Annotated in this window: 14 protein-coding genes; 4 read left to right on the plus strand and 10 right to left on the minus strand. The window is 54.3% G+C overall.

Annotated elements, in window-relative coordinates:
* Window positions 1-90: 90 nt before the first annotated feature.
* Entirely contained in the window at window positions 91-570 is a 480-nt protein-coding gene (rsd, locus tag Q4606_RS10215) for a sigma D regulator (RefSeq protein ID WP_303597084.1), read from the minus strand.
* 102 nt (window positions 571-672) lie between these two features.
* Window positions 673-1,179 (minus strand): disulfide bond formation protein B, encoded by a 507-nt coding sequence (locus Q4606_RS10220; protein WP_303597083.1) that lies wholly within the window; start codon window positions 1,177-1,179, stop codon window positions 673-675.
* Window positions 1,180-1,293: 114 nt separating this feature from the next.
* Here Q4606_RS10220 and fliL point away from each other — a divergent pair, with 114 nt between their 5' ends.
* The gene (gene fliL, locus Q4606_RS10225) at window positions 1,294-1,737 is read left to right on the plus strand and encodes a flagellar basal body-associated protein FliL (protein WP_303597082.1); all 444 of its coding nucleotides are present in this window, start codon (window positions 1,294-1,296) and stop codon (window positions 1,735-1,737) included.
* Window positions 1,738-1,743: 6 nt separating this feature from the next.
* Here fliL and Q4606_RS10230 read toward each other — a convergent pair whose 3' ends face one another.
* The 4 genes from Q4606_RS10230 to Q4606_RS10245 form a co-directional block, all read right to left on the minus strand.
* Complete coding sequence (locus tag Q4606_RS10230) at window positions 1,744-1,959, minus strand: hypothetical protein (RefSeq protein WP_303607450.1); 216 nt, start codon at window positions 1,957-1,959, stop codon at window positions 1,744-1,746.
* A gap of 89 nt (window positions 1,960-2,048) precedes the next feature.
* Complete coding sequence (gene gshA, locus Q4606_RS10235; RefSeq protein ID WP_303597080.1) at window positions 2,049-3,602, minus strand: glutamate--cysteine ligase; 1,554 nt, start codon at window positions 3,600-3,602, stop codon at window positions 2,049-2,051.
* Window positions 3,603-3,670: 68 nt separating this feature from the next.
* The gene (locus tag Q4606_RS10240) at window positions 3,671-6,043 is read right to left on the minus strand and encodes a Tex family protein (RefSeq protein ID WP_303607451.1); all 2,373 of its coding nucleotides are present in this window, start codon (window positions 6,041-6,043) and stop codon (window positions 3,671-3,673) included.
* 49 nt (window positions 6,044-6,092) lie between these two features.
* Window positions 6,093-7,829 carry an EAL domain-containing protein gene (locus Q4606_RS10245; RefSeq protein WP_303597078.1) on the minus strand — a complete coding sequence of 579 codons (1,737 nt, stop codon included), beginning with the start codon at window positions 7,827-7,829 and terminating at the stop codon, window positions 6,093-6,095.
* Window positions 7,830-7,971: 142 nt separating this feature from the next.
* Here Q4606_RS10245 and rep point away from each other — a divergent pair, with 142 nt between their 5' ends.
* Window positions 7,972-9,990: a DNA helicase Rep gene (gene rep, locus Q4606_RS10250; protein ID WP_303607452.1), complete on the plus strand. Its 2,019-nt coding sequence runs from the start codon at window positions 7,972-7,974 to the stop codon at window positions 9,988-9,990.
* A gap of 51 nt (window positions 9,991-10,041) precedes the next feature.
* Here rep and Q4606_RS10255 read toward each other — a convergent pair whose 3' ends face one another.
* Window positions 10,042-10,455, minus strand: coding sequence for a cytochrome c5 family protein (locus tag Q4606_RS10255; RefSeq protein ID WP_303607453.1), 414 nt, complete (start codon window positions 10,453-10,455; stop codon window positions 10,042-10,044).
* A 199-nt stretch (window positions 10,456-10,654) separates the two neighbouring features.
* On the opposite strand from Q4606_RS10255, the gene Q4606_RS10260 reads away from it, so the two are divergent.
* Entirely contained in the window at window positions 10,655-10,993 is a 339-nt protein-coding gene (locus Q4606_RS10260) for a hypothetical protein (RefSeq protein ID WP_303597075.1), read from the plus strand.
* 22 nt (window positions 10,994-11,015) lie between these two features.
* Window positions 11,016-12,146: a phospholipase A gene (locus Q4606_RS10265; protein WP_303607454.1), complete on the plus strand. Its 1,131-nt coding sequence runs from the start codon at window positions 11,016-11,018 to the stop codon at window positions 12,144-12,146.
* A 178-nt stretch (window positions 12,147-12,324) separates the two neighbouring features.
* Here Q4606_RS10265 and Q4606_RS10270 read toward each other — a convergent pair whose 3' ends face one another.
* The 3 genes from Q4606_RS10270 to Q4606_RS10280 all read right to left on the minus strand — a co-directional run bounded on the left by Q4606_RS10270 (window position 12,325) and on the right by Q4606_RS10280 (window position 14,554).
* Window positions 12,325-13,680 (minus strand): phosphomannomutase, encoded by a 1,356-nt coding sequence (locus Q4606_RS10270; protein WP_303607455.1) that lies wholly within the window; start codon window positions 13,678-13,680, stop codon window positions 12,325-12,327.
* An 8-nt stretch (window positions 13,681-13,688) separates the two neighbouring features.
* Window positions 13,689-14,165 (minus strand): bacterioferritin, encoded by a 477-nt coding sequence (gene bfr / locus Q4606_RS10275; RefSeq protein ID WP_303597072.1) that lies wholly within the window; start codon window positions 14,163-14,165, stop codon window positions 13,689-13,691.
* Window positions 14,166-14,347: 182 nt separating this feature from the next.
* Complete coding sequence (locus tag Q4606_RS10280) at window positions 14,348-14,554, minus strand: bacterioferritin-associated ferredoxin (RefSeq protein WP_303597071.1); 207 nt, start codon at window positions 14,552-14,554, stop codon at window positions 14,348-14,350.
* Between the last annotated feature and the right edge of the window lie 67 nt (window positions 14,555-14,621).

Genomic DNA, 14,621 nt, shown 5'->3' on the forward strand with positions numbered 1-14,621 from the left:
AAAATGTGCTTCAGCTTGCCTGAAGCCATAAAAAAAGCCTCAGCCAGCGTTACCGCTGCTGAGGCTTTTTTGTAGTTGCTCTGACCAGATTCAGGCGGGGGCTACTTTGTCGGCATGTACGTTGTGAAGGTGTTCAATCAGAAAATCCTCCATCTCGAAACGACTCTCGAGCGTCTCACCCAAGCGGGAAAGCTCATCAAACAAGGCTTTTATATCCTGTTCAGATAGCTCGTTTTCACCCAGCCTGTCATTAAAGTTAAGCGCCACTTCTGTTGTTTGCTCAATGCGCGGATAAACCTTCGCCGCCAGTTCAAGCCCGCCATCATTGAATTCCCGGGCTTCTCTGACCAACTGTTCGTATATCTCGAAGTGACCCGTAGACACATAATCCACCAGCACTTCACAAAGCCGGACGAACTTTTGCTTCAGGGCTTCTGTTTGCGAAAAATCGCTCTCTCCGGATAAATCGCAGTAATGAACCAACAGCTCCTGTCGATCCTTTAGCCAACGGTCGATGAGTTCGCTGACGCCGCCCCAACGCTCCCTGGCATTTCGGCAATTTTCCAACATGACGCCTGTTCTCCACTTGATAATCCGGCCGTTCAGGCCTGACGCTGATATTTGTTAAGTGAGGATTAAGTTACCCCATGCCCGCTGCCTGCCGCAACCGTTTCAGCCAGCGATCCAGCCTTTTGGCTTTCCCCGATGAAAAAGCATCACCAGACCCACAATCACCAGCAAAGTAAAAAAGACAGCGGTCCAGCCAGGAATGCTCAGCCCAAGAAAACGCCAAACCACAGCAGCACAATCGCCGGTGCCTTTGAGCGCTGTAGTCAGCACGTCTGCCAAGGGCAGCACATCAAGCATATAATCCACCGAGGGCCCACAGGCGGGCACCTGGTCAGCAGGCAAACTTTGCAACCACAACTGTCGCCCCGCCACACCCAGACCCGCACCTGCCGTTACTGCAAGCAACAGGCCGTATACCCGAAGCCCCAGCTGACCAGGGCCATGCAACGCTGCCACCAGGCTAACCAATCCCACACCCATGAAGCCAAACCGTTGCAGCCAGCACAAAGGACATGGCTCTAGCCCCATAAAATGTTCCATGTAATACGCCACGCTCAAAAGCGCGGCACAGACTACAAAAACAACTGCAAAAACTGCTCTTCCTTTCACAAAGTTTCCCCGGTTTTCCACAAATGCTCCGTCGGGCCTGCTATTCTCGGTTTATCCGGCGGAAACGCTGCTGATTTTGTCACTAAACCCTAAACCATGACGAACTGCAAGCTTATGACACCTCAGCCAAAATTCCTTGTATTCAGCTTATTCCTGCTATTTTCAATGCTCCCTACGGCCTGGGCGGAAGAAACCACCAACGCTGACAAGGAAACTAATGAAGAATCAGGCGTTACTGACTATATTGCCATGGAGCCAGCGTTCGTAACCCACGTTGGCAGCCCGGGTGGCAAGCTGACTTACCTGAAAGCAGCGGTGACACTGAGAGCCTCGAATCAAACCACCCGCACCGCCGTTGTAGCCCATATGCCAAGACTGCGCCACGAGCTTGTGATGCTGTTTGGTGAACAGACTGATACTGCAACATTGACGACACTGGATGGCCAGAAGGCTCTGCGCGAAGAAGCGCAATCAAGAATCAACGGGGTGCTGGAGGAACAGCAAACCGGCGAAGCGATTACCGGTGTGCTGTTTACGGAATTTGTCGTGCAGAAATAATGGACTTCAGGCAATCCGGGAAAACAGATCATCATCCATGGCACGCTTTTCCCGGATAGCGTCACCAGCGTCATCCCAACCAGCCTCCCAGGCAGCTACAACGACTTCGCCGCGATAGGGACAGCGGGTTTTATCCATACCCATGGATGCTGTCATGTAGCCTTGGCGATAGGCCTTGTTCAGTGCCTCAACATCCCAGCCCAGCTTTATATCCCTTGCCATGCCACTTCTCCCTTATGCTGATGCAGCCGACGTTAACACCAGCGTCAGGAAGTGACAAACTTTTGTTGGGCTTCTGTGAAGCACGCCCGTCAGGAGCGGAGATACTGCTCAAGAAAATCGCCGAACTCCTGCGTATCAGAGTCCTCAATCCGCTTCTGTTCCGCAAGAGAGTCCCGGGTCGCCTCGACATAGGCAGCTTCCACACCTGCGTCCATACCTTCCTTCCGGAGTGCATTCTGATGTGCGAGCGCCATCTCCATGGTCCAATCCCGGTGACCGAGCCCAGCAGACTGCATGGCATCGATAACCCGGGCTGAACACACCTGTCTGTCACCCGACAGGACTCCCTGCTGGGCAGCGAGAGCCTTACGGTAGACATCGCCACCATTCCAGCCATCCAACAGTTCCGCCAGCGGCTCTAGGCGATCCAGTATTGCCGTCGCTGCATCACCAACGGGAGTGCGTTCGCCGCCCTGGCAAAGAGTGAGCTCGCGATTACGACCTTTGGCGACAACATCTTTGTAGTTGTCATCGAGCATGCCACATTCCGCATCGTCGATTCGCGGCGAGTCTGACAGCAAACAATCCAGCAGGAAGAGGTCCAGAAAGTCGACCTGCGCTTCACTGACGCCTACCGCAGAGAAGGGGTCCAGATCCAGGCAGCGCACCTCAATATACTCAACCCCGCGGGATTGAAGCGCGTGAATCGGCTTCTCCCCACTTTGAGCTGTGCGCTTGGGGCGGACCGCACTGTAGTACTCATTCTCAATTTGTAACACGCTGGTATTGATCTGGATAAACTGACCATCACGTTTGGTACCCAAGGCTTCGTAGGGCGGCCAATTGGTATGAATGGCTCTGTCCAGCGTCTGAGTGTAGGTGCTGAGCTTGTTAAAACAGATGTTCAAAGAAGACTGGGCATTATTGTGATAACCCAGGTCGCTCATGCGCAACGACGTGGCGTACTGTCCAAACCAGCTGCGCTCATCAAATCGCCCGAGGTCGTGACGCACACCGTCAACAAAGCTCGCATCCAACGCCGGGGAGGCACCGAACAACAACATCAGCAACCAGCTGCGGCGACGGAAATTGCGAATCAGCCAAAAGTACTGCTCGGATTTAAAATCTTTCATGCTTTGCTGATCACCCAGCGCACTCTGCCAGATGCTCCAGAAGCTGTCGGGTAACGAAAGATTATAGTGAGCACCTGCGATGCTTTGCATCATGCGCCCGTAGCGCACCGCCAGACCTTGACGGTAAACATGCTTCAACCGGCCCGTGTTGGACGAGCCGTACTCCGCGATTGGAATACTGGCATCGCCATTCAACTCACAAGGCATACTGGCCGGCCAGAAAACCTCATCGCCCAGATTCTGCTGAACGAAACGGTGGGTGTTGCGCAGAGACTCCAACATCTCGGCTGTGCTGCTGCAAACCGGCGTTATTAGCTCGAGCAAAGCCTCAGAATAGTCCGTTGTAATAGACGGATGTGTGAGCGCAGAGCCCAAGGCATCAGGGTGTGGCGTCTGAGCAATGAACCCGTTGCGGTCAACGCGCAAACCTTCTTTTTCTACCCCTTTCAGAAACCCGTTCCAGTCGCTCGCTGCGAACTGGCGGAACAGAGAATGGCGGGATTCGGCCATGATTGACTCCTGCTGCAACCGGCGCTACCTCATGAGCTGCGCCGCCTGATGGAATTAGTTTAAACCGCTTAACGCTTGCCTTTGCTGGCCGACGCAAACGCCTGAGCGAGTGCTCCTGCCATGGCACCCTGATCAGCACCCTTGTTCCGGCCCGGCACTGATGACCTGGCTGAAGACCGACTCTCCGACCGGCCACTGTTGTTACCGGCGCCCTGGCCGCCCGATGCGCGCCCAGGCGCAGACCGCTTTGAATCCGCTTTTTCACCTGGCTGGTCATCCATGCGCATCGTCAACGCAATCCGCTTGCGGGGAATGTCCACCTCCATCACCTTGACCTTCACAATATCTCCGGCCTTGACCACTTCACGGGGGTCTTTCACGAAGGTATTGGACAGCGCAGAGATGTGCACCAGCCCGTCCTGATGAACGCCTATGTCTACGAACGCCCCGAAATTAGTGACGTTGGTCACCGAGCCTTCCAGGATCATGCCGGGCTTGAGATCGCCGAGGGTTTCCACGCCTTCCTCAAAACTCGCAAAGCGGAACTCCGGGCGCGGATCCCGGCCCGGTTTCTCAAGCTCGGAGAGAATATCCCGGATGGTTGGGACACCAAACTGTTCTGTTACGTAATCCTGCGGATTCAGACCACGCAAAAACGCCGCATCGCCAATAATCCCCTCAACCTTCCGATTATTCTTTACTGCAATGTTCTCAACCACCCCATAAGCTTCAGGGTGCACAGACGACCTGTCCAATGGGTTCTCACCGCTGGCAATACGTAAGAAGCCTGCTGCCTGTTCAAACGTCCGCTCGCCCAGCCGGGAAACCTTCAACAGCTGCTTGCGGTTGTGGAACATGCCATTCTGATTGCGGTATTCAATAATATTTTGCGCAATGGTCTGATTGAGCCCCGACACTCTCGCCAGCAAGGGTGTGGAGGCGGTATTCAGATCCACACCAACACCGTTAACACAATCCTCAACAACAGCATCAAGGCTGCGAGAGAGCTGAACCTGCGATACATCGTGCTGGTACTGACCAACGCCAATAGATTTCGGTTCGATTTTGACCAGCTCAGCCAACGGGTCCTGCAACCGGCGGGCAATGGACACAGCTCCGCGAATGGTTACATCGAGATCGGGCAGCTCTTTGGAGGCAAACTCGGAGGCCGAATAAATGGACGCACCTGATTCACTTACCACAATACGCGCCAGCTTGAGCTCCGGATAACGTTTACTCAGATCCCCCACCAGCTTCTCCGTTTCACGGGACGCTGTGCCGTTGCCAATGGCGACCAGTTCAATGCGATATTCACGGCACCAGGCTGCAAGCTTTTCAATGGAGCTGTCCCACTGATTCTTGGGCGCATGGGGGAAAATAGCGCCATGACCGGCAACCTGGCCAGTACCATCGATAACCGCCACCTTCACACCCGTGCGTAAGCCAGGATCCAGCCCAAGAGTCGGACGTGGTCCGGCAGGCGCCAACAACAGCAGGTCTTTGAGGTTAGCCGCAAACACGTTGATGGCCTCGGTTTCCGCCGCCTCACGTACCTGAGAAACCAGGTCGGTCTCAATCTGCGTTGACAGTTTTACCCGCCAGGTCCAGCGCACAACCTCTGAAAGCCATTTATCGGCGGCCCGCCCCTTGTCCCGGATATTCCAGCGCGCTGCAATGCGCTGCTCAGCTGGGTGTGGCTGGCGGCGATCATCATCGGCATCACCCACAACCAACGTGTAGGCAAGAATGCCTTCGTTGCGACCGCGCAGTATCGCCAGTGCCCGGTGCGAAGGCACTTTCTTCAGTGGCTCTACATGATCGAAGTAATCCCGGAACTTGGCGCCTTCGTTTTCCTTGCCTTCAAGCACGGTGACTTTTAACTGACCTTGCTGCCAGATAAGATCCCGCAGTTCGCCCAACAGCTCCGCGTCTTCGGCAAAGCGCTCCATCAGAATATATCGTGCGCCGTCGAGTGCGGCCTTGGTATCGGCAACACCGGCATCCGCATTGATATAAGCTTCAGCCGTCGCTTCGGGAGCCAGGCCCGGATCGCCGTACAAGGCGTCAGCCAGAGGCTCCAGACCCGCTTCCCGGGCAATCTGGGCCTTGGTGCGACGTTTAGGTTTGAAGGGCAGGTAAAGATCTTCCAGGCGGTTCTTGGCATCCGCACTCAGGATGCTGGCACGCAATTCGTCGGTCAGCTTACCCTGCTCTTCGATGCTCTTGAGGATAGTGCCGCGACGATCTTCCAGCTCTCTGAGGTAGCGCAGGCGCTCCTCAAGCACGCGAAGCTGGCTGTCATCCAGCGAGCCGGTCACTTCTTTGCGGTAGCGGGCAATAAATGGAACTGTGGAACCTTCGTCCAGCAGGGCCACGGTGGCATTAACCTGTTGCTCACGTACGCCGAGTTCGTCAGCTATGCGCCTGGAGATACTGTTCATGCAACCTCTGTCTGATGCGTTTCTGATAAAGCAGCAAAGGTACAGCGGGTTACAGTTGCAGGCAAGCGGCCTGACCGCGCTTGTTCAGGAATTGTACAAGGTCGGCCCACGGCATGGGGCGGGCGTAATAGTAGCCCTGGATCTCATCACAGTGCTGCTGGCGCAGGAATTCCAGCTGGCTCTCCGTCTCAACACCCTCTGCAACCACGCTGATCTGGAGGCTGTGAGCCAAACTGATAATCGCCCGGATAATATGCTCGGCGTCCGCAGATTCGCCCAGCGCCTGTACAAACGACTTATCAATTTTAACCAGTGAAATCGGCAGGTGCTGCAAGTTGCTCAAAGAGGAAAAGCCCGTGCCGAAATCATCAAGCGCAAAGCTGATACCCAGCTGATTCAGCTCGCGCAGGCAGCGCTGTGCGTATTCGGGATCGTGCATCATAGCGCTTTCCGTCAACTCCAGCTCCAGCAAGCTGGTATCCACGTTAGCATTGAAGATAATCCGGAAAATGGTCTCGGTCATTTTACGATCGTGGAACTGCCGGAACGAGAGATTAACGGCAAAAACCAGCCCGGGAAATCCGAGCTCGGCGGACTCGTGCAGGCGTTTGCACGCCTGCTCGATCACCCAGTAACCAATAGGCACGATGAGACCGCTGCGCTCGGCGACGGGTATAAACTCATCTGGCCCAACCAAACCACGCTCGGGGTGATTCCAGCGCAGCAGGCACTCAACGCCACGAACTTCATTGCTGGCCAGGTCAATTCTTGGCTGATAGTACAGCTCCAGTTCATTGCCCCTGAGCGCATTGCGAAGGTCTGCCTCAAGCCTGAGCTGATAGCCGGCAGAAATGTGCAACTGGCGATCGTAGAAACGATAGCTGGTACCCGGATCGCGCTTGGCTTCAAACATCGCCCGGTTAGCCCTGCGCATGAGGTTTTCCGGGCTGTCGCCAGCCTCCGGGTAGGTAGCCACACCCAGGCTGGCACTGACCACCACATTCTGCCCGTCAATCGTTACCGGCTCATCAAGGGCACTCACCACCTTTCGTATAACCTGGGTGATATCCATTGAATCTTCAATTTTTTCAACAATTATGGCCAGCTCGTCGCCACCAATACGCATCAACGAATCGACGCGGCGAAGCCCCCGGCGAACCTGAGCGGCTACCATAATCATCAGCTGGTCGCTTTTCTGGTAGCCAAAAGACTCATTAATGCTGCGGAAATCATCGATATTCAGATGCAACAGCGCCAGCCGGTAGCTACCCCGCTGAGCCCTGAGAAGTGCCTGTTGAAGCCTGTCGAAGAATAGATCCCGGTTAATAAAGCCGCTTGCGACTCCCCGGCCCAGCTGGCTGTGGGCCGAATTAGCCAACTGCTCGCGATACCAGAGGCACTTGACCGCCCGGCGAAAACTCCAGCAATCAAGCTCCTGACGACTCACATAGTCCGATGCACCACTGGCAAGCAACTCCTCCGCGCGCTCACGCGGCGTTTCGGCACTCAACGCAAGAACCGGGCGCCCGCCACTGGCAACAGCCAGGTACTGCAGAAAAGCGGTCTCTGACCCCCCATGAAATACGCAGTTCCAGACAATGATATCGAACTTCGCATTGCGGATAAGGTCGTCACAATCCACCAGGTCCGGACACCAGGTCGAATCCGGGCTCAGCTCAGGATCCCCTGCCAACAGAGAAGCAAGCCAAAGAAAATCAGCATAATCAGGCGTCAGGAGCAGAACGCGAAGCTGGTCATGTCCGACAGTTTCCAATGGCAAAGTCATTAAGCTGAATCCATGAGTGCGTGAGCAATACGTCCGTTCTTGTAAAAGGATAGCCGATAGATCGACAAGGTACAGCCGGGCTGGTGTAGACTATTGTCTTGCCGAAAGCTCCCCCGTATCAATCCATTCTGGCCGTGCATTTGTGAACAAACTTAATCCGCGACAAAACGAAGCTGTTCGCTACACCGATGGCCCGCTTCTGGTGCTGGCCGGTGCCGGCAGTGGCAAAACCAGCGTAATCACCCGGAAAATCGCCTATCTTATTGAGGATATTGGCATTCCGGGGCGCCACATCGCTGCCGTTACCTTTACCAACAAGGCGGCCCGTGAGATGAAAGACCGAGTGAGCCGGATTGTCGACCGCAAGCTGGCCCGCGGGCTGATCGTATCTACCTTTCACAATCTCGGGCTGAACATGATCCGGGAGGAGCATACTCATCTCGGCTACCACCCGGGCTTCTCCATTTTTGACGCTGAAGACGCCAAAGCCCTGTTACGAGACCTGATGCTTCGAGAAGCCAGCGCCGATGCCGGCGATGAACTCAACGATGTCCAGATGACCATCTCGTCCTGGAAGAATGCCCTGCGCGGACCAACAGAAGCATACAGCAAAGCTGCGGATGAACGGGAACAACGAATTGCCATCGTGTACAAACATTATAGCGAGTACCTGAAGGCATACAACGCCGTCGACTTTGACGACCTGATTCTGCTCCCGGTACAGCTGTTTCGCAGCAATCCTGAGGTGCTTGCGAAATGGCGCAAACGAATCCGCTACATGCTGGTGGATGAGTATCAGGACACCAACATTTGCCAATACGAGCTGGTGAGAATGCTGGTTGCCGAACGCGCAGCATTTACGGTTGTGGGTGATGACGACCAGTCGATTTACGCCTGGCGAGGCGCAAGGCCAGAAAACCTTGCCCAGCTGAAAGAAGATTTCCCGAGCCTGAAAATTGTAAAACTGGAACAGAACTACCGCTCCACGTCACGCATCCTGCGCAGCGCCAATACCGTTATCGCCAACAACCCCCACGTGTTTGAAAAAGCGCTGTGGAGCGACCACACCATTGGCGATGAGCTCCGTATTGTCCGGTGCCGTAACGAAGATGCCGAAACCGAGCGCGTAGCCACTGAAATTCTCGACCAGAAGTTGAAGAAAGGACTAGAGTTCCGGGACTTTGCCGTGCTTTACCGCGGTAACCACCAGGCTCGGCTATTGGAAATGAAACTCCAGGCCTATCAGATTCCCTATCGCATTTCAGGTGGGCAGTCATTTTTCTCGAAAAACGAGATCAAGGACGCCATGTCCTACCTACGCTTGTTGATTAACCCCGACGATGATGCCGCTTTCCTGCGCGTGGTGAACGTACCACGGCGCGAAATTGGCCCGCGCACTCTTGAGCAGCTGAGTCATTATGCTCGCGCTCGCAACGTCAGCCTTTTCCGGTCCCTCAGCGATATGGGCGCAGAAACCCATGTAACAGAGAAAGGTCTGGATCGGCTGCGGCGCTTTGCCCACTGGGTCGACGCAACCTGTGAGCGGCTGCACGGCGAAAACCCTGTGCCGGTTATCAAGCAGCTATTCACCGACATCGAGTACGAAGAATGGCTGCACCAGAACTCCGGCACACCAAAACAGGCCGAGCGGCGCATGGAAAACATCTGGTATCTGGTGGACTCGATCCAGCGGATGCTGGACGACGGCAAAGGCACCGCCGACGAGCTGGGCATAGAAGACGCCATCACCAAATTGATTCTGCGCGATATGATGGAGCAACGGGAAGAAGAAGATGACAGCGACAAAGTCCAACTGTTGACGCTTCACGCTTCCAAGGGACTGGAGTTCCCGCATGTATTTATTCTGGGGCTGGAGGAAGAAATTCTGCCGCACCGCTCCAGCATTGAAGAAGGCAATATCGAAGAAGAGCGAAGGTTGATGTATGTAGGCATTACCCGCGCAAAAGAAACCCTGACCCTGACCTACGCTGCGCAGCGCAGACAGTATGGAGAAAAGATCGAAACCATTCCCAGCCGGTTTCTGGATGAGCTTCCCCAGGACGACGTCCGTTGGGAAGGTACTGGTGACCTGGATGTGGAAGCCAACCAGAAAAAAGGCAAGGCGACGCTAAGCGCTCTTCTCGGTGACCTGGGGCTATAAAAGCAAAAACCCCGCCGTTGCGGGGTTTTTTTGACGGAGAGAACTTCGCGCTTACTGGCTCTCTGCCACCATATGTTCCACTGCAGCCGTGATTTCCTCATCCGGGCAGCTCGCACAGCCGCCTTTGGCAGGCATAGCATTCAAACCGTTGAGAGCGTGGCTAATAAGAGTTTCGATGCCCTGATCAATGCGAGGTGCCCAAGCACCAGTATCCCCGATTACCGGGGCGCCAGCAGCACCAGTGGTATGGCAAGCCATGCACACAGCATCGTAAACTTCGCTGCCCGAACGAGGCCCGGCGCTGGCGGTTTCCGTCGCAGCAGCGGCCTCACCACATTCATCGCCTTGCAGGCACACTTCGCCCACCGGCTGAATGCGCGCGCGGATTTCATCTTCTACACTAGCCATAACGGCGCCAGCAGTAATGCCAAAGCCAAGCAATACGACAGCCAGGACTCTCTTCATCTTCACAATGCACCTCGCATCAGAGCGTTATAATATTTGATTGCCGCATTATAGCGACTGAACCCCGGCAAAAAAACCGAATAGCAAAAACATAAATTGATTTCCACCATTTTTATTGCCATTACGTAAGCGTGGAGACTCTTTCATGGCATCCGGTTACCATGTGGCAGCTTACTCCAGAACTTGCAGGATCCGATTCATGACCAACCCGGAGAAACCCGCTGCGCACCCACTGCGCAAAACACTTTTAATCATAGAGTTCAGTGCGTTGGCAGTCCTGTTGGGATCCATGGGCTGGTTCTCGAACCAGACGGACACAGGCCATAGTATCAACCCGGCGTGGCTCCTGATACCCGCGTTCGCAAGCCTTGCGGTTTTCCTGAGTTTTATCGGCCTGATGTACCAACGTTGGATTTTAGCTGCAAACGCGGCGAACCAACTCAGGCACAAAATCGTTTTTTCTTTACTTGCCATTACCCTTATCAGTGTCTGGGTTTATGGAATTGCCAGTACCTGGCTCAGCCTCAATGCAGCATAGTCAACTTAAAGAGACCCCAAGTATGAACAAACGCCCCGATACCCGGGTATTGAAGGCCTCGGCGCTTGCGCTGCTGTGGCCCGCGCTGGCAATTGCGCAGGAACCCACACCGACAAACGACCGCCCGGCAGCCTCCTCTCCTGAAGACTGTGCGCTGATTCGAGAAGGTGTGCAACGTCTGGCATGCTACGACTCTTTCAGCGATCCGCAAATCGCCCGCGAGCAGGCTAGCGAGCAGGATGTCGAAGCCGCAGAGCAGGCAGCCGATACACTGGCGCCGGACAAGAGGAGTCAGGAGCAGTTAGCTGAGGTCATCGACGAGGATGACCCCGACAGCGGCGTGATGACCAACATAGTGGATCAATCTTTGTCCGCCGAGAAAGCGTTGTTTTCATTCTCCGGTAGTTTCATTAGCCATCGCCCGACCTACATACTGCCAATTACCTGGGTGGACGACCCCAACTCAACACCGAGCAGCCCCAGGTTGGGTACGACCGCGTACGATTATAAGCTTGAAAATGAGGAGGCCAAGTATCAGATCAGCTTCAAGGTTCCAATGCTGACAGGCTGGTTGGATGATCGCACCACCTTGTGGTTCGGTTACACTCAACGTTCATTCTGGCAGGTTTATAATCAGGACGAGTCGGCGCCCTTCCGCGAGACCAATTACGAGCCAGAAGTTTTCCTCCGCCACCAGACGAACTGGGATCTGGGCCCCATGACGCTCAGTGGTTTAACGTTTGGCTTTAATCATCAGTCCAACGGCCAATCGGAACCCCGTTCCCGGAGCTGGAACCGGATCGTGGCAGGTGCCGCCTTTACTTATGACCGATGGCTGTTCGGTGTAAGGCCCTGGTATCGGATTCCGGAGAGTTCCAGCGAGAACGACAATGCAGACATTGAGAAGTACCTGGGATACGCAAACTACAACGTTGTTTACAAGCTTGCAGAGGACAGGACATTTTCGCTGCAACTTATGAACAACTTACGCTCGGATAACCGCACATCTGTGGAATTTGGCTATAGCTTCCCTATTGGCGATACGCTCAAGGGCTTCTTCCAGTATTACAACGGGTATGGTGAGAGTCTGATTGATTACAATCATCGGGTTGAGCGGTTCGGGCTTGGGATTATGCTGAACGATTGGCTCTAAGAAATAACAGGCTTCGGTGCAAGCTGACCGGGCATACGAGTTGCGAAAACACGCTCCTTACGGCACATCCATGTGACGCTTGGGCTCCGCCATCCATGGCTCCGCACAGTTTTCGCAACTCGTACCGCCCGGCAAGCCCCAACCAAGGAGTGGCCTGACACTAAAGTACGAATCACCCCTACAGGTTATTCAAACGCTCCATTTCCGCGAGCAACTCTTCCGTTTTCGCCTTCATCAAGGGTATGTCACCACGGGATTCCACGTTCAGGCGAACGACGGGTTCGGTGTTGGACATACGCAGGTTGAAGCGCCAGTTGTCGAATTCCACGCTGAGGCCGTCTACGTAGCTCACGCTTTTTGCATCGGCGCCGTATTTTTCCTCAATGGCCGCGATAACCTCTGGGGGATTGTCGATGGTGCGGTTTATTTCACCACTGGCCGGATAGGCTTCAATACGGGCGTCGATGAGGGATGAGAAAGGCTGACCGGACTGGCATAGGCGTTCAGCGAGCAGCAGCCAGGGGATCATACCACTGTCACAGTAAGCAAAGTCCCGGAAATAGTGGTGTGCGCTCATTTCTCCGCCGTAAACGGCGTCTTCGTCGCGCATGCGCTGTTTGATGAATGCGTGGCCGGTTTTGCTTTCGATGGCTTCACCGCCTGCAGCTTCTACCAGGTCCAGGGTATTCCAGATCAACCTAGGGTCGTGGATGACTTTTCCGGGGCCGGTTTTGCGCAGAAATTGGTCCGCCAGCAAACCAACAATGTAATAACCTTCAATAAATCGGCCATTTTCGTCGAAAAAGAAGCAGCGATCGTAATCGCCATCCCAAGCGATACCCATGGCTGCCCCGTGTTCGATTACGGCATCGGCTGTCGCCGAACGGTTTTCTTCAAGAATAGGGTTGGGGACGCCATTTGGGAAGTTGCCATCCGGCTCGTGATTCACCTTAATGAACTCAAAAGGCAGGTGTTTTTCGAGTTCATCGATCACCAACCCGGCGCCACCGTTACCGGCGTTAACGACAATTTTTATGGGACTCAGAGCAGCTGCGTCGATGTAACCCAGCAGGTGGTCAATATAAGCACTGGTAACCTCCAGCGCTTCGTATTTCCCCTGAACCGGCGCGTTGGAAAACGGCTCACGTACTCGATCACGGATATCGTTCAGGCCGTTATCGGAGCTGATAGGCCGAGATTCCGGCCCGACCATTTTCATACCGTTATGGTTCTTGGGGTTGTGGCTGGCGGTAACCATGATACCGCCGTCCATTCCATAATGGCTGGTGGCAAAGTAAACACACTCAGTGCCACACAGGCCTATATCGAATACGTCGGCGCCGGCGGCCATCAGGCCCGAGCTCAGGGCTTCGGTGATTTCCGGGCTGGACAGACGGATGTCGTACCCAACGATGACTTTTTTTGCTCCGGTAACTTCCACATAGGCGCGCCCTATGCGCTCAGCCAGAGCAGGATTCAACTGCTCCGGCACGCTACCCCGCAGGTCGTAGGCTTTAAAACAGGACAGGTCCATTGTCGGTTTTACTCCGCTGCAGCAGATTGCAGTTGTATGTAGTTCTGAATACCCATCTGGTTAATCATTTCCAGCTGGGTTTCCAACCAGTCAATGTGCTCTTCTTCGCTGTCGAGGATGCTGCGGAACAACTCTCGGCTGGTGTAATCCTGGACTTCTTCGCAGTAAACGATGGCTTCTTTCAGGTCAACATGGGCGATGTGTTCGATTTTGAGGTCACAGGCAATCATTTCCTCAACGTTCTCGCCGATCATCAACTTGTTCAGGTCTTGCAGGTTGGGCAGGCCTTCCAGAAACAGGATGCGCTCGATCAATTGATCGGCGTGTTTCATTTCATCAATGGACTCTTCGTATTCTTTGGCCGCAAGCTTGGTGATGCCCCAGTCTTTGTACATGCGGGAATGAAGGAAGTACTGATTGATAGCGGTCAGTTCGTTGGCAAGAACTTTGTTCAGAAACTGGATGACTTTTTTGTCGCCTTTCATTGCAGCGCTCCTTGAACTCAGCCGACTGACTTACCTTTCTTTAGAGAAAGGTTCTCCCGGCTGATGGGTTCGGGTTCGGTGAGCTTTCAAAGCTCTCTATATAACTCTCTCGTCACCGAACAAGGATAGCGCGTTAACGCGCATTACAAAATTGCGGAAAGGAAATAAACGCGAAGAACGGATCAGGCGGGGCTAGCCAACATATTGGCCAGGGCCAGATAATCCGGTGTCCGGGTTTCGCGCAGGATACCGCGAGCCATGGAGGCGCAACGCCCGCACTGCGAGCCGACACCAAGCTCTTTACCGAGTTGGCGCATGGAAGACACACCGTTTTCGGCGGCTTCACGGATGTCCCGGTCTGTGACTCCGTGGCAAAGACATACATACATATCGCAATCTCACCAACGACAAAATGTTAGTGATAATTATTGTCATTAGCATCACGGATTGCAAGCA

It is taken from the genome of Marinobacter sp. 1_MG-2023 (assembly GCF_030549045.1).
In the GTDB taxonomy this organism is placed as follows: domain Bacteria; phylum Pseudomonadota; class Gammaproteobacteria; order Pseudomonadales; family Oleiphilaceae; genus Marinobacter.

What these genes read in the sequence shown, in the direction of transcription:
- gshA (WP_303597080.1), bottom strand. Translation starts at nt 3,602, where the DNA reads ATGGCCGAATCCCGCCATTCTCTGTTCCGCCAGTTCGCAGCGAGCGAC.
- Q4606_RS10265 (WP_303607454.1), top strand. Translation starts at nt 11,016, where the DNA reads ATGAACAAACGCCCCGATACCCGGGTATTGAAGGCCTCGGCGCTTGCG.
- bfr (WP_303597072.1), bottom strand. Translation starts at nt 14,165, where the DNA reads ATGAAAGGCGACAAAAAAGTCATCCAGTTTCTGAACAAAGTTCTTGCC.
- rsd (WP_303597084.1), bottom strand. Translation starts at nt 570, where the DNA reads ATGTTGGAAAATTGCCGAAATGCCAGGGAGCGTTGGGGCGGCGTCAGC.
- Q4606_RS10260 (WP_303597075.1), top strand. Translation starts at nt 10,655, where the DNA reads ATGACCAACCCGGAGAAACCCGCTGCGCACCCACTGCGCAAAACACTT.
- Q4606_RS10230 (WP_303607450.1), bottom strand. Translation starts at nt 1,959, where the DNA reads ATGGCAAGGGATATAAAGCTGGGCTGGGATGTTGAGGCACTGAACAAG.
- Q4606_RS10240 (WP_303607451.1), bottom strand. Translation starts at nt 6,043, where the DNA reads ATGAACAGTATCTCCAGGCGCATAGCTGACGAACTCGGCGTACGTGAG.
- fliL (WP_303597082.1), top strand. Translation starts at nt 1,294, where the DNA reads ATGACACCTCAGCCAAAATTCCTTGTATTCAGCTTATTCCTGCTATTT.
- Q4606_RS10255 (WP_303607453.1), bottom strand. Translation starts at nt 10,455, where the DNA reads ATGAAGAGAGTCCTGGCTGTCGTATTGCTTGGCTTTGGCATTACTGCT.
- Q4606_RS10270 (WP_303607455.1), bottom strand. Translation starts at nt 13,680, where the DNA reads ATGGACCTGTCCTGTTTTAAAGCCTACGACCTGCGGGGTAGCGTGCCG.
- Q4606_RS10280 (WP_303597071.1), bottom strand. Translation starts at nt 14,554, where the DNA reads ATGTATGTATGTCTTTGCCACGGAGTCACAGACCGGGACATCCGTGAA.
- Q4606_RS10245 (WP_303597078.1), bottom strand. Translation starts at nt 7,829, where the DNA reads ATGACTTTGCCATTGGAAACTGTCGGACATGACCAGCTTCGCGTTCTG.